We start from the raw sequence: 13,254 nt of genomic DNA, 5'->3' as shown, positions 1-13,254 counted from the left end.
GGATCTACTGGCGATCCTTGCGGACTGCTGCCTTGCGATCGGCCGGCGAATCCATCCGCGGGCGGCGACGGAACATGCCCCCGAAGAGCATCTGCGACATCTGGTCGCTGACGGACCCTTGCGAGAGCTCGGATTGCGTCTGCTGCACCAGCTGGCCCTCGCGGCGCTCAGTCGTCGCCCAGTCCGCGCGCGCGTCACGTGCTTCAGTGAAGTTGGCCAGTAGCGCCTCATCAGCTTCCGGAGATGCCGAAGCGATCAACGTCCGCTGATGATCCAACTCTTCCATTACGGTGTCGATCCAGCGCAGAATCGCGCCGCGGTTTGTCGCGCAGATGTCGCGGTGCATCTCCGGGCTGCCGGCTGACAGGCGTGACGCGTCGCGGAACCCTCCGGCGCTGAGGTACTTCATGTCGCGCCAGCCTGCATCCCGGCTGACGGAGCGCATGAGTGCGACCGACAACAGGAACGGCAGGTGGCTGATTCCCGCGACATAGGCGTCGTGCTCGACCGCGTCGATGAACAGCGGCTCAGCGCCGAGCGCGTTCACCATACCCAGGACCGTCTGGACAGCCGCCTCGTCGGCGTCGACCTGCGGGACGACGCACCAGGTAGCGTCCTTGAAGAGGTCAGCTTCGGCACCCTCAACACTCTGCGTCTTCCCGGCCATCGGGTGTCCACCGATAAAGCTGACCGTGCTCGGAAGCTGTGCCTTTGCCCACTCCATCACGTCGGACTTAGTCGACGTTGTGTCTGTAACGACAGCACCGCTTTTCAAGTGTGGTGCGATCGATTCCATGACTTCTTTAGTCGCGAGCGGCGGGACGGCAAGAATAACCAGGTCGGCATCTGTTACCGCACGCGAAAGATCCCACTCGGTGTTGTCTACCGCTTTGATCTTCTTGCTGTAGTTCTGGTGCTCGAGATCGAGATCGAAGCCGGTGACGTGAAGCACCGAGTCGCGATTGCCGTCCTTCGTTGCCCATCGGCGAAGTCCAAGACCGATTGACGAGCCGATCAGCCCGAGGCCGATAATCGTCACCCTCTGCATGATGTCTCCTTCATTGTTGGGTTGGGAAATTCGTCGGTCGAAAGTGCATTCTGACGCGGAAAGTATACCAAGCGGATTGCAGCGTCTCGCGGCTGGCTCATGGTTCAGGCGAGCCCGTGGGAGTCTCTTGCACTGTCGTGATCGTGATGGTCGGATCCGCGCCGGTTGAGGTGAGATCGCTGAGGAGCGGATCGAGCGCAACGTAAAGCACGACAAACATCGTAATCAGGATACAGATGGCGATGGCAAGCGCCGGGGCGACGAGTTTGTCGCGGCGGGAGTGGTGAGACGAACCCTCGTTCACTGGCATTCCCTGTCGAATTTCCCAACTACATCGTCGTGCGAAGCGCCTGATGTCCGAAAGCATAGCAGCGACGCGGATTTTCCCGGTCAGCGCGTTTGCTACACTGCCGTTTAGCATATTGCAGGGCTTGCGCCCGACACGACGGAGTGTCGATTCGCCGGAAAAGGATGGTTTTGATGACGGATTTCAAGAACTACATCAATGGTGCCTGGAAAGAATCCGCTTCTGGCGAGACCTTTACGCGCCACAACCCGGCCACTGGCGAGTTGGTGGCCACCTACACCAAAGGCACGGCCACCGATGACGTCGTCCTTGTCGAAGCTGCCAACAACGCGTTCGATAGCTGGAGGCGCCTCCAGCCGGCGATGGCGAGATCCTCTATCGTGTTGGTCAACTCATGATGGAGCAGAAAGAACAGCTCGGTCGCGAGATGACCGAGGAGATGGGCAAGGTACTGACTGAGGCCAAGGGCGATGTCCAGGAGGGCATCGACATGGCGTTCTACATGGGCGGCGAAGGGCGTCGCATGTTCGGTCACACCGTGCCGGCCGAGCTCCCCAACAAGTGGGCGATGTCGATCCGCAAGCCGCTCGGTGTCGTCGCTGCGATCACGCCGTGGAACTTCCCGATGGCGATTCCCACCTGGAAAATCATGCCCGCACTCGTAGCCGGAAACACGGTTGTCCTGAAGCCGGCTTCGTACACGCCGCGCATGGCCGTACGACTGGTCGAGATCTTCGAGGAAGCCGGACTGCCGAAGGGCGTCCTGAACCTCGTGATCGGTAGCGGCCAGGAGGCCGGCGAAGTTCTACTTGAGCACCCCGACGTCGCGCTCATCTCATTCACCGGCTCGACCGAGACCGGCACGCACATCAACGTCGAGGCGGCGCGGTCGCTGAAGCGCGTGTCGCTTGAGCTGGGTGGCAAGAACGCCATCATCGTGATGGACGATGCCGATGTCGATCTCGCCGTCGAGGGCATCGTCTGGAGTGCGTTCGGCACCTCCGGCCAGCGCTGCACGGCCGCCAGCCGCGTGATCGCCGACAAGCGTGTGGCGGACGAAGTGACGCAGAAGATCGCCGATCGCGCCGAAGCCATGCGGTTGGGTGATGGACTCGATGCCTCGACTGATGTTGGCCCCGTTGTCAGCAAGTCGCAGCTTGAGCGCATCCAGTCCTACATCGTCATTGGCAAGGAAGAGGGTGCCGACCTTGCAGTCGGTGGCCGGGTTGCTGACTGGGACGATCTGGCGAAGGGCCACTTCCACCAGCCGACCGTGTTTGGCAACGTGAAGCCGGACATGCGCATTGCCCAGGAAGAGATCTTCGGTCCGGTGACGGCGGTGATCCCGGTCGATGGTCTCGATCAGGCGATCGACGTGGCAAACAACGTCAAGTACGGACTGTCCGCGTCCATCTATACGCAGGATGTGAATCGCGCGTTCCGGGCGATGCAGGACATCTACACCGGCATCTGCTACATCAACGCCGGCACGATTGGCGCAGAAATCCAGCTACCGTTCGGCGGCACCAAGGCGACCGGCAACGGTCACCGCGAGGCTGGCCAGGCTGGCCTCGATGTTGTCACCGAGTGGCAGTCAATCTACGTCGACTACAGCGGCCGCCTGCAGCGTGCGCAGATCGACGACGTGTCCAACGTGGAGTAAGAGCGCTCCGTCACGGATTTGAACCGCAAGAGCGCAGGGTCGGAGCACCGATCCTGCGCTCTTCAGTTGCGTTCGACGTAGTCCAATGCAGGAGAGACTTCTCAGACCCATGCCCGACACCGAGTTGAATGGCATTGAGGCGACGACAGCTGCGGTGGAACTCAGTGCGGCGGCTCGTTGATGCCGTTCGGCCAGATGCGCTTCTCGACCATGGCACAGCGGTGATGAACGACATCCAGTCCAAGGCCAGTGGCATATTCGATCAGCTCGTCGCTCTCGGCACCCGGCTGTAACCAGAAGATCGGAATGCCGATCTCGGCGGCCTCGGTCGCCACACGCCGCCCCACCCACGACGGCACGACAACGTCAACGACATCCGGCTTCTCCGGCAGGTCTGACAGCGTCGCATAGACGGGATCGCCGTCTGCTGTCTCGGCATTCGGGTTCACACCGTAAACGGTGTAGCCGGCTTGCTTCATGTTGCGATAGATCTTGTAGCCGAACTTCTCCGTATTCTCAGAGGCACCGACGATCGCCCAGACCTTGCGGTTGACTGCGTCGTCAATAATGTCCTGCACGCTCCGTTGCTCAGTCATCTCGATTGCTCCCATCGACATCTGCGCCGAAAAAGAAAGCGGTCGGGCATTACGCCCGACCGCTCCGCGCGGGAAGGGAGGGATTCGAACCCTCGGTAGACTTTTACGGCCCACAACCGCTTAGCAGGCGGCCCCATTCGACCACTCTGGCACCTTCCCAGGTTCGGCACTCAACAACGCCAGTAGCGCTATTGATCCGGCGCGCGCACTCACGTGCGAGACACCGCAGGCCGCGCTGAAGTATAGCAGAGCCCACAGCGGCGAACGCCGGAATCTGGCAAGTCGATGCTGGTGCATATTATGGTTGCCTCGGAAGGCTAGTCATCCATTCTCCTCGCATTGGTAGACGCGCTGGAAAGAGGCCGTTTGCGACGTGACAGGGCACCAGTCATCATGGGATCTCGAACGGCGCGCAGATCTGCTGAGTTGGGTACGACCATTTAGCCAGCTCGATCGGGATGTGCTGAACAGCGTTGCGAGTCAATGTCGCGTCCGCTCGTTCCAGAAGGGCGAGATCATCTTCGTTGAGGGTCAACCTGCCGGCGCAATCTACGTGCTTGCCGATGGCGAGGTTCGCGTTGTTCGTGAGACAGACGACGCGCGCGAGGTGATTTTGCGCCTCATCCGGCCCGGAGAGCTGTTTGGTGGCGCAGGTGGCTGGGGCGCGTCGCACTACCCAGCGACGACGATTGCTTCGGCACGGTCTGACGTGCTCGCGCTTGCCGCAACCGAGTTTTCGCGCCTGATCGAGGAGCATCCTGCTTTTGCGACGGGCCTCATTCGGGAACTCAGTATGCGACTCCGGGAAGCAGAATCTCGAATTCAGGAGCTGCAGACCGAGCGCGTCGAACGACGCATCGCACGAATGCTCATGCGCCTGGCGAACCGTACCGGACGCCGCATCGAGCAGGGTATCGAGATTGACGCGACGCTGTCCCGGCAAGCGATCGCTGACCTGTGTGGGACGACACTCAGTACTGCCAGCCGCATTCTGGCCTCGTGGGATCAACGCGGCATCCTCATTTCAGCCCGCGAGCACGTTGTCATCGTGCGCACGCATGAGCTCGTTGCCATCGCCGATGACGCAGTTAGCGATTCCGCCTGACCACGCCTCTTTGCGCTAGCGCAAAGACGTCGGCAACCGCAACTGGCATAACCAGGATGACGAGCGACGGAGAGTTCCGGAAGGACTTTCGACGTTGGCTGACGACCACATCACTGCCGATACCAACCTTGAAGACCTGCTGTCGCGCCATCCGGAGGTCACCTGGGTATTCGTCCGGCGGCGGATGCTTTGCTTCAGTTGCGACCTTGCGAAATTCGAGAGCATCGGTGACGCCTGCCGAATCTATGGGCAGCCAACGCACGCATTACTGGCCGAGCTCAGCGCCGCGATCAACAGCAAGTCATCTTCATCAGGCACGACATAGATGAGAGGCAGCGTGTCGTCATGCTATCGGCACTCATGAACGAGGACATGATCCTCGCGATTCTCAAGGAGGTCTACGACCCCGAGCTCGGCGTGAACGTCGTCGACCTGGGACTCGTCTATGGAGTCGAGATCAGCAACAACGATGTCCGCGTCACGATGACACTGACGACGCCCGGCTGCCCGCTCCACGATGTGCTGACCGACGCGGTTGACTCGGCAGTCCGATCGCGCGTGCCGGGTGTCGACGGTGTCGAAGTGAACCTGGTCTGGTATCCGCCATGGACGCCGGACCGAATCTCCGATGAGGGTAAGCAGGAGTTGGGGTGGTGGTAATGCGGCTCATATCCAGGAAGAAGGAGTCTGACCTCGAAGTCGGGCAGCCAGTAACTGGGCAGTGGAGGATCAGCGATGTCCTGAAGATCTATCCTGATCTGCTCGACACTCTGGTTGAGACTACTCCGGCCTTTGAGAAGCTGCGTAATCCAGCGCTACGCAAGGTGCAATCGCGGCTCATCACTGTTGAGCAGGCGGCCGGGATTGCGGGAATTGAACCAAGGGCGCTCATTTCGCGGCTGAATGCTGCCGCCGGTCTCGATGTAGCAACCGACGACGACCCGGATTCTGAGGACGACACTCCTGTCGCTTCCGATCAACCGACGTGGCTCGACGACGTAACAGTCGCGCAGGAGCTAGACGCGCGTCCATTCCAGGAGCGAGGCGAGGAGCCGTTCAGCGCCATCATGGAAGTGTCGCGGCAGATACCGGAGGGGCAGGCGTTCCTGCTGCTGAACAGCTTCGAGCCGGTTCCGCTGTACGACGTGTTGGGCATGCGCGGCTTTGAGCATTGGACAGAGTTCAACGCGCCGGACGAATGGCGCATCTGGTTCTTCCACTCGGGCAAGAAGCTCGCGCCGAAGACTGCCGGTGAGCGGAAGCAACCTGCGCCACCAGTTTCCGAATCGGATTGGGGGAGTGCTGACGCCAGCGTCACGATCGACGTGAGCGAGCTGGTTCCGCCAGAGCCGTTGATCAAGATCATGGAAGCACTGGAGTCGTTGCCGGATGGCTCGTCATTGCTCGTCCACCACGTCCGGCGCCCGATGCATCTCTATCCGCAACTCGATACGATGGGCTACCGCCACGACACACGTGAGCTGGCACCGGATCAGATTGAAGTGCTGATCCAGAAGCCACCGTTCGCTGAGGCTGCGCCGTGAAGCCAGCTGCGATCCCTCGACCGAGTGGGGGCATCAGTTCCGCCCACGCCCCTGATCTGGACATTCCAGCGCGCTTCATGGCACTCGCGATGTTCGGGCTGCTGGTCACGGGGATTATCGGCGTTGTGGCGTATCCGCTCCTGCTGGAGTCGTTTTACGCGCCGAAGCTGCTGGCGTTTGTGCATCTCCACACGCTCGGCATCGTCGCGCCGCTGGTCGTTGGTGCGAGCTATCAGCTCGTGCCGGTGGTGTTGCAGGAGCCGCTTGCTGCGCCGCGCGTCGCGCGCTTCTCATTCTGGGTATATCTCGTCGGCGTTCTGCTGTTCCTGCCATCTTTGGTAGCAACCTGGCAAATCGGCCTGGGAATCGGCGGAACACTCCTGTTCGCCGCGTTGCTCCTGTACGCAGCCATCGTCTGGATGACGCTGGCATCCGCGCCCGAGCGCGGCGTCATCCGCTGGCACATCGCTGCTGCGGTCGTTGGATTGCCGCTCGGCGTTGCTGCGGGTCTGCTGTTGGCGCTGAACAAGACAACCGGCTTTCTGGAGGGGCGGACGCTGTCGCTGCTGGCCGCCCACGCGACACTGATGATCCTGTGCTGGATCACGCCGCTCCTGTTCGGCGTCGCCTATCGGCTGGTCGGCATGTTCACGCTCAGCGAAGATCGCCTCTGGCATCGCGTTGCCTGGGCCGAGCTTGGGTTCACGCTTGTCGGCGGCTGGACACTGGCGACGAGCTTCCTGCTATTTCATTCACGACCGGTGTTCATCATGGCATCGGCGCTCGTGTTGATCGGGCAGGCGCTATTCTTCGTCCAGCTCGCCCACATGTATCACGCGCGTCGTCGACGGCAGATCGATGTCCACATTCCATTCGCAATGACGGCCGCCAGCTGCGGTGTGCTTGCCGGACTGGCGTTGTTCATTGGCTTCATCCGCGGTGACGGCCCAGCAGGCGAGTTATGGGTGGTGGCAGTCTGGCTGGGCATCGCCGGGATGATGATTAGCGCCATTCAGGGCTTCTTCTACAAGATTGCGACATTCCTCGTCTGGCTCAATCGCTACGCGCCAGTTGCTGGCCGCCAGAAGGTGCCGCGACTGGAAGAGCTCTACAAGCTGCGAGTTGCGCGGATCGGCTGGATCTGCTGGCTCGCAGCGCTGATTACCTCGGCTTCAGGGATTCTCTTGGGTGTCGATCTTCTTGTAACGGCGGGCGGACTGCTCGCCGCTGGCGGGATCGGCTGCTTCCTGAGCAACGTCGTTCGGATCGCCAGTCACTGGCAGTCCGGACCGCTCGATCGTGTTATCGGCCGCATGCGCCGGAGTCGACGCGCGGCAGGTGGAGAAAGGGTAGGCCATGTCATCGCAAGCGAGTGAGACGGTCGTTGTGGATGTTCGCGGGATGGTGCCGCGCGATCGGCATCCGATGATCTTCGAGAAGATTGACGGTCTGGCGGCCGGCGAGACGATGCGGCTGGTTAACGACCACGATCCGAAGCCGCTCTATTACCAGCTGATGGCCGAGCGTCCGGGCGCAATCGCCTGGGAATACCTCGAAGAAGGCCCGGAAGTCTGGCAGGTTCGGATGACCAAGCAGTAGACAACCGGCTGGGCGAACTCAGCCCTCAATGACAAGCGCTCGGTTCATACGAACCGAGCGCTTGTCTGCATTATTGCTGCGGAGAGGGAGGGATTCGAACCCCCGGAGCTCATCACTCAACTGTTTTCAAGACAGCCGCCTTAAACCACTCGGCCACCTCTCCAATGTCGCGCCCGCCACGATTGTGACGGACGCTCCCTGGATTTTACACTGCCTGCTTCAGGACTTCAGCCCGGTTAACCGATGCGTTCCTGGCCGCCCATGTATGGCCGGAGGACCGTCGGAATGGTGATCGACCCGTCTTCGTTCTGGTAGTTCTCCATGACCGCGATCATCGTTCGCGGCATGCCGAGGCCCGAGCCGTTTAGTGTGTGGACGAACTGCGGTCGCTGGCCTTCTGCCGGTCGGAACCGGATGTTCGATCGGCGCGCCTGAAAGTCGCGGAAGTTTGAGCAGGACGACACTTCCAGCCACTCATCGACGCCCGGTGCCCAGACTTCCAGATCGACCTTGCGTGCGGCGACGAACGACAGGTCACCGGTGCAGATCTCCAGGTTGCGGTATGGCAACTCCAGACGCTCCAGCGTCTCGGCGGCGTCACGGACCAACCGAGCGTGGGCGTCGCTTGATTCTTCGGGCCGGACAAACATGACCATCTCGACCTTGTCGAACTGGAACAGGCGCTTGATGCCGCGAACATCGCGACCTGCGCTGGCCTTTTCGTTCCGGAAGCAGGCCGAGTAGGCCGTGTGGTTAATCGGCAGTTGCGCACCGTCGAGGATCTCATCTCGATACATGTTTGTGACCGGCACCTCGGCAGTTGGAATCATCCAGAGATCTTCCGCTTCGTCGCGGAACAGTGTGTCCTCGAACTTTGGCAGGTTACCGGTGCCGACCATGGCTTCGCGGCGCACGAGATACGGAGGATAGACCTCGTCGTAGCCCTGTTCGCGGTGCAGATCGAGCATCCAGGAAATGATCGCGCGCTGGAGTCGAGCACCGTCGCCACGCAGGAAGTTGAAGCGTGAGCCCGAGACTTTGACGCCACGCTCGAAGTCGATGATTCCGAGCTGCTCGCCGAGCTCCCAGTGTGGGCGCGGCTGGAAATCGAACGTGCGCGGCGTCCCCCAGGTGCTCGTCACAATATTGTCGTTCTCGTCTGCGCCGACCGGTGCTTCCGGCGCTGGGAGATTTGGAACGAGAAGCTGCAGGTGCAGGAGCTCCTTGTCGAGCGCGGCGACGGTCTCGTTCTGCGTCGAGATCTCGTCGCCGAGCTGCCGCATCTTTGCGATGTGCGCGTCGCGCTCTGCGCCGGCAGGGACCTTGCCGGTCTGGCGCGAGCCCTCGTTGAGCGTCGCGCGCATTGTCTCAACCTCGGTCAGCAATGCTCGTCGGCGCTCGTCCAGCTCGACGATCTCGTCGATCGGCGCGGTCGTGTGCAGCTTGGCGATCTGCTCTTTGACAAACTCGGGCTTTTCGCGGATCAGCCGTAAGTCCAGCATTGTCGGTCTCCTTCTCAGTCCGTTCGATCATCAATCAGGCCGGCAAGGTGAGGACGACTGCAGCTGATTCCGCCGCGTGTGCCAGGCCAGCCCCGCGCACGGCTGTCGAATCGCCTGTTCGGAGCTTCACTTACTCGACCATACATTCTGACATACCTGCCGATCGTTCATCGCGATTGAACAACGAAAGACGCCCTACCAGGTAGGACGTCGTGAGCAGCGGCCTTCAGTTGACAGGCTGCTGCTCAGTCGCTGGCGCTACTGTGGGAATACGCGCGCGGCATCTGCTCAAATCCGGGGATGAATCGCAGCCACGCGTCTGACACCGAGGAATTGATTCTCCGCTGAATCGTGTAGTACCGACCGGCCTTCGGCTCGAACGGCTCACGACGCAGCCGCATCTTCGAGTCGATCAGCAGCTTCCCACCCTTGCGATGGTTGCAGGATCGACAGGCCGACACGAGATTCTCCCAGGAATGCTCGCCGCCGCGCGACCGTGGAACGATGTGGTCGATCGTCAGATCGCCGGTATGAACGCCGCAGTACTGACATGTGTAGTTGTCGCGAATGAAGATCTCACGCCGCGTGAGCTTCACGCGCGGATGCGGTCGCCGGATCAGATGGCTGAGGCGTATGACGCAGGGCGCTTCGAACGTCCGGGACGACGTTGCAATCGATGACTGATAGACGTCCAGAATCTCGGCCTTGTCGTGGAGGACGAGGCCGATGGCGCGGCGCATATTGCAGACATTCAGTGGCTCATAGTTCTGGTTGAGTACCAGGACCATCCTGCGAATGGCAGCGGGTTGGTGTGGTTCCGATCGTTGCGACATCGGCGTTATGCTTCCAGGCCGCTCTCGCACTGAGCGTGCATACAGACACTGGATACTGGCTCGCACTGACCGATGATAGCAATCACCGGCGGCATGACGCAAGTACCGAACGATGAACGCGGACAGAGCGTACGAACACTCTGACCAACGCGGTCAGAGTCTGCTAGTCGGCAGCCATCGCCGGTGCAGACAGGATCGACTGGAGCGCCTGCCCTGTATACGACGACGCGATGGCGGCGACCTCTTCCGGAGTCCCCTGCGCGATGATCTGGCCACCGCGATGCCCGCCTTCCGGGCCGAGATCGATGATCCAGTCGGCGGACTTGATGACATCAAGATTGTGCTCGATGACCAGGACGGTGTTCCCAGCGTCAGTCAGCCGCTGGAGGACGCCGAGCAGACGTTCAATGTCTGCGAAGTGCAATCCAGTCGTCGGCTCATCAAGGATGTAGAGCGTCTTGCCGGTTGCGCGGCGCGATAGCTCGGACGCCAACTTGACGCGCTGTGCCTCGCCGCCAGACAACTGCGTGGCAGGTTGGCCGAGATGGACGTAACCGAGGCCGACATCGTAGAGCGTCTGCATCTTGTTGCGGATCTTCGGGATGTTCGCGAAAAACTCCAGTGATTCTTCGACTGTCATGTCGAGGACATCGGCGATGTTCTTGTCCTTGTATTCAATCTCAAGCGCCTCGCGATTGTAGCGCTTGCCGTGGCAGACCTCACACGGCACGTACACGTCCGGCAGGAACTGCATCTCGATCTTGACTATGCCGTCGCCGGAGCACGCTTCGCAGCGTCCGCCCTTGACGTTGAATGAGAAGCGTCCCGCCTTATACCCGCGCGTCTTCGCTTCCGGCATCGCAGCGAACAGCTCGCGGATGTGGGTGAAGACGCCGGTGTAGGTCGCAGGGTTCGAGCGCGGCGTGCGTCCGATCGGGCTCTGATCGATATCGATCACTTTGTCGATGTGCTCGATACCGTCCAGCCGGTCAAACGCTCCCGGTCGCTCGTGGGCGCGATACAGCACCTGTGCGATGCGCCGGTAGAGCGTGTCGGTGATGAGCGTGCTCTTGCCGGAGCCGGACACGCCGGTAACGCAGATGAACGTCCCAAGCGGGAACTCTGCCGTGACATCCTTCAGGTTATTCTCGCGTGCTCCGCGCAGGACGAGCTGAAGGCCGTTGCCAATCCGCCGCTCCTCAGGCATCGGAATGCTACGCCGGCCGCTGAGGTAGTCTCCGGTGATCGAGTCCGGGTTGGCGACGATCTCGGGGTAGGTACCAGCCGCAACGATGTGGCCGCCGTGCTCACCGGCGCCCGGTCCAATGTCAATGATCCAGTCCGCCGAGCGCATCGTCTCTTCATCGTGCTCAACGATGAGTAATGTATTGCCGATGTCACGCAGGTGCTCCAGCGTGCCGATCAGCCGCGCGTTGTCGCGATGGTGCAGGCCGATCGACGGCTCATCCAGCACGTACATGACGCCCATCAGGCGGCTGCCGATCTGGGTTGCCAGACGGATGCGTTGCGCCTCACCACCCGAGAGGCTCGCGGCTCCGCGGTTGAGTGTCAGGTAGTCGAGGCCGACATCAACGAGGAAACCGAGTCGCTCGCGGATTTCCTTCAGAACCTGGCGGGCGATGAGAAGCTCGCGATCTGACAACACTCCGGACTGTAAGCGCTCAGCAAAATTCAGCGCATCCTGCACCGACATGCCGGCGATGTCGACAATCGAGTGGTCGTCGATCGTGACAGCGATGATCTCGGGTCGAAGTCTCGCGCCCTTACATGTCGGGCACGGACGCGAGGCCATATATTGCGACATCTCCTGGCGGATGAAATCCGACGAGGTCTGGCGCAATCGCCGTTCCAGGTAGGGGATGACCCCTTCGTACTTGACGGTGTATTGTCGCCGCCGTCCACTCCGTGCCGTGTACCGCACGGTGAGAGTTGGGCGGCCAGTTCCCTGCAGGACAATGTTCCGCTGTTCGTCGCTCAACTTCCGAAACGGGACGTCCAGCGGGATGTCTTTGGCTTCTGCCAGCGTCTGCAGCATCGCTTCGTACCAGGCGTTGGCGTCACGACCGGGCCGCGACCACGGTGCAATCGCACCATTAGCGATGCTGAGATCCGGATCGGGGACGATGAGCGATTCATCAAACTCCATGGCAATGCCGAGTCCGGTGCAGGTCGGGCACGCACCGTGTGGGCTGTTGAACGAGAAAGATCGCGGCTCAATCTCGCCAATCGATATGCCGCACACTGGGCAAGCAAACTGTTCGGAGAACGGCAGCTCCGGCCCGTCGACTACCTGGACAGTCACGTTGCCCTCGCCGAGTCTCAGCGCAGTCTCCAGCGAATCGATCAGCCGGATGCGGAGGGCATGGAGGTCTTCGTCAGATTCATGCTGCACCACCAGTCGGTCGACGACGACCTCGATGGTGTGCTTCTTGGTCTTCGCCAACTTGATGGTGTCTTCGAGGTCGCGTGTTTCGCCATCGACGCGAACGCGAACAAAGCCACCCTTGCGGATCTGCTCCAGGACGCCCTGATGTTCGCCCTTACGGTCGCGAATCACCGGCCCGAGAATCAGTAGCCGCGAGCCCTCTTCGAGCGCCAGAATCGACTCGGCCATCTGCTGGACCGACTGCTGCGAAATCTCGCGACCACACTTCGGGCAATGTGGGTGTCCAATGCGTGCGTAGAGCAGACGGAGGTGGTCATAGATTTCAGTGACGGTCCCAACGGTCGAGCGCGGGTTGCGGCTGGAGCCCTTCTGGTCGATTGAGATGGCCGGAGAGAGTCCGTCGATCAGGTCGACGTCCGGCTTCTCCATCTGCCCCAGGAATTGGCGGGCGTATGCGGAGAGCGACTCTACGTAGCGCCGCTGCCCTTCGGCATAGATAGTGTCAAAGGCGAGTGATGACTTGCCGGAACCGGACAATCCGGTGAGGACGACGAATTTGTCACGCGGTATTTCAACATCAATGTTCTTCAGGTTGTGTTCGCGTGCGCCTCGTACAACGATTTTGTCAGTCGGCATGTGGTCTCCGGTTG

14 protein-coding genes and 2 tRNA genes are annotated in these 13,254 nt (G+C 61.0%); 8 read left to right on the top strand and 8 right to left on the bottom strand.

Going from position 1 to position 13,254, the window contains the following annotated elements; translation table 11 throughout:
* Nucleotides 1-4 precede the first annotated feature (4 nt).
* Together M9890_00155 and M9890_00150 are read right to left on the bottom strand one after the other, a co-directional pair.
* Nucleotides 5-1,048 carry a prephenate dehydrogenase/arogenate dehydrogenase family protein gene (locus tag M9890_00155; GenBank protein MCO5175385.1) on the bottom strand — a complete coding sequence of 348 codons (1,044 nt, stop codon included), beginning with the start codon at nt 1,046-1,048 and terminating at the stop codon, nt 5-7.
* Between the two features lie 97 nt (nt 1,049-1,145).
* Nucleotides 1,146-1,352 carry a hypothetical protein gene (locus M9890_00150; GenBank protein MCO5175384.1) on the bottom strand — a complete coding sequence of 69 codons (207 nt, stop codon included), beginning with the start codon at nt 1,350-1,352 and terminating at the stop codon, nt 1,146-1,148.
* A 176-nt stretch (nt 1,353-1,528) separates the two neighbouring features.
* Here M9890_00150 and M9890_00145 point away from each other — a divergent pair, with 176 nt between their 5' ends.
* Both M9890_00145 and M9890_00140 read left to right on the top strand, forming a co-directional pair.
* Nucleotides 1,529-1,753, top strand: a complete 225-nt coding sequence (locus M9890_00145) for an aldehyde dehydrogenase family protein (GenBank protein ID MCO5175383.1) — start codon at nt 1,529-1,531, stop codon at nt 1,751-1,753.
* Nucleotides 1,753-3,018, top strand: coding sequence for an aldehyde dehydrogenase family protein (locus M9890_00140; GenBank protein ID MCO5175382.1), 1,266 nt, complete (start codon nt 1,753-1,755; stop codon nt 3,016-3,018). The genes M9890_00145 and M9890_00140 overlap by 1 nt, the downstream gene beginning before the upstream one ends.
* Before the next feature lie 161 nt (nt 3,019-3,179).
* Here M9890_00140 and M9890_00135 read toward each other — a convergent pair whose 3' ends face one another.
* Both M9890_00135 and M9890_00130 read right to left on the bottom strand, forming a co-directional pair.
* Nucleotides 3,180-3,614 carry a CoA-binding protein gene (locus M9890_00135; GenBank protein ID MCO5175381.1) on the bottom strand — a complete coding sequence of 145 codons (435 nt, stop codon included), beginning with the start codon at nt 3,612-3,614 and terminating at the stop codon, nt 3,180-3,182.
* Nucleotides 3,615-3,683: 69 nt separating this feature from the next.
* A tRNA-Ser gene (locus M9890_00130) sits at nt 3,684-3,773 on the bottom strand.
* Between the two features lie 214 nt (nt 3,774-3,987).
* On the opposite strand from M9890_00130, the gene M9890_00125 reads away from it, so the two are divergent.
* The 6 genes from M9890_00125 to M9890_00100 all read left to right on the top strand — a co-directional run bounded on the left by M9890_00125 (nt 3,988) and on the right by M9890_00100 (nt 7,862).
* Nucleotides 3,988-4,719, top strand: coding sequence for a Crp/Fnr family transcriptional regulator (locus tag M9890_00125; GenBank protein ID MCO5175380.1), 732 nt, complete (start codon nt 3,988-3,990; stop codon nt 4,717-4,719).
* Nucleotides 4,720-4,813: 94 nt separating this feature from the next.
* The gene (locus M9890_00120) at nt 4,814-5,044 is read left to right on the top strand and encodes a DUF1858 domain-containing protein (GenBank protein MCO5175379.1); all 231 of its coding nucleotides are present in this window, start codon (nt 4,814-4,816) and stop codon (nt 5,042-5,044) included.
* A gap of 20 nt (nt 5,045-5,064) precedes the next feature.
* Nucleotides 5,065-5,379, top strand: a complete 315-nt coding sequence (locus M9890_00115; protein MCO5175378.1) for a metal-sulfur cluster assembly factor — start codon at nt 5,065-5,067, stop codon at nt 5,377-5,379.
* A complete protein-coding gene (locus M9890_00110) occupies nt 5,379-6,263 on the top strand; it encodes a DUF2249 domain-containing protein (protein MCO5175377.1) in 885 nt (294 codons plus the stop codon). Before M9890_00115 ends, M9890_00110 begins: the two co-directional genes overlap by 1 nt.
* Nucleotides 6,260-7,639 carry a cbb3-type cytochrome c oxidase subunit I gene (locus tag M9890_00105; protein MCO5175376.1) on the top strand — a complete coding sequence of 460 codons (1,380 nt, stop codon included), beginning with the start codon at nt 6,260-6,262 and terminating at the stop codon, nt 7,637-7,639. The genes M9890_00110 and M9890_00105 overlap by 4 nt, the downstream gene beginning before the upstream one ends.
* Nucleotides 7,620-7,862 carry a DUF2249 domain-containing protein gene (locus M9890_00100; GenBank protein ID MCO5175375.1) on the top strand — a complete coding sequence of 81 codons (243 nt, stop codon included), beginning with the start codon at nt 7,620-7,622 and terminating at the stop codon, nt 7,860-7,862. Before M9890_00105 ends, M9890_00100 begins: the two co-directional genes overlap by 20 nt.
* A 79-nt stretch (nt 7,863-7,941) precedes the next feature.
* Here the strand turns inward: M9890_00100 and M9890_00095 are convergent.
* The 4 genes from M9890_00095 to uvrA form a co-directional block, all read right to left on the bottom strand.
* Nucleotides 7,942-8,025, bottom strand: a tRNA-Ser gene (locus tag M9890_00095).
* Between the two features lie 73 nt (nt 8,026-8,098).
* On the bottom strand, nt 8,099-9,364 hold the full coding sequence (gene serS, locus M9890_00090; protein MCO5175374.1) for a serine--tRNA ligase: 1,266 nt from the start codon (nt 9,362-9,364) through the stop codon (nt 8,099-8,101).
* Nucleotides 9,365-9,609: 245 nt separating this feature from the next.
* Nucleotides 9,610-10,197: an HNH endonuclease gene (locus M9890_00085; protein ID MCO5175373.1), complete on the bottom strand. Its 588-nt coding sequence runs from the start codon at nt 10,195-10,197 to the stop codon at nt 9,610-9,612.
* A 163-nt stretch (nt 10,198-10,360) separates the two neighbouring features.
* The gene (gene uvrA, locus M9890_00080) at nt 10,361-13,240 is read right to left on the bottom strand and encodes an excinuclease ABC subunit UvrA (GenBank protein MCO5175372.1); all 2,880 of its coding nucleotides are present in this window, start codon (nt 13,238-13,240) and stop codon (nt 10,361-10,363) included.
* Nucleotides 13,241-13,254 lie beyond the last annotated feature (14 nt).

This window comes from Thermomicrobiales bacterium, from assembly GCA_023954495.1.
Taxonomy (GTDB): Bacteria; Chloroflexota; Chloroflexia; order Thermomicrobiales; family CFX8; genus JAMLIA01.
Note: the sequence above shows the minus strand (reverse complement) of the source record. Positions and strands in the feature narration are given on the sequence as shown.

Excerpts from the sequence above, each read along its gene's own strand:
- M9890_00115 (MCO5175378.1), top strand. The coding sequence starts at position 5,065 with ATGCTATCGGCACTCATGAACGAGGACATGATCCTCGCGATTCTCAAG.
- uvrA (MCO5175372.1), bottom strand. The coding sequence starts at position 13,240 with ATGCCGACTGACAAAATCGTTGTACGAGGCGCACGCGAACACAACCTG.
- M9890_00085 (MCO5175373.1), bottom strand. The coding sequence starts at position 10,197 with ATGTCGCAACGATCGGAACCACACCAACCCGCTGCCATTCGCAGGATG.
- M9890_00140 (MCO5175382.1), top strand. The coding sequence starts at position 1,753 with ATGGAGCAGAAAGAACAGCTCGGTCGCGAGATGACCGAGGAGATGGGC.
- M9890_00145 (MCO5175383.1), top strand. The coding sequence starts at position 1,529 with ATGACGGATTTCAAGAACTACATCAATGGTGCCTGGAAAGAATCCGCT.
- M9890_00155 (MCO5175385.1), bottom strand. The coding sequence starts at position 1,048 with ATGCAGAGGGTGACGATTATCGGCCTCGGGCTGATCGGCTCGTCAATC.
- serS (MCO5175374.1), bottom strand. The coding sequence starts at position 9,364 with ATGCTGGACTTACGGCTGATCCGCGAAAAGCCCGAGTTTGTCAAAGAG.
- M9890_00135 (MCO5175381.1), bottom strand. The coding sequence starts at position 3,614 with ATGACTGAGCAACGGAGCGTGCAGGACATTATTGACGACGCAGTCAAC.
- M9890_00100 (MCO5175375.1), top strand. The coding sequence starts at position 7,620 with ATGTCATCGCAAGCGAGTGAGACGGTCGTTGTGGATGTTCGCGGGATG.
- M9890_00110 (MCO5175377.1), top strand. The coding sequence starts at position 5,379 with ATGCGGCTCATATCCAGGAAGAAGGAGTCTGACCTCGAAGTCGGGCAG.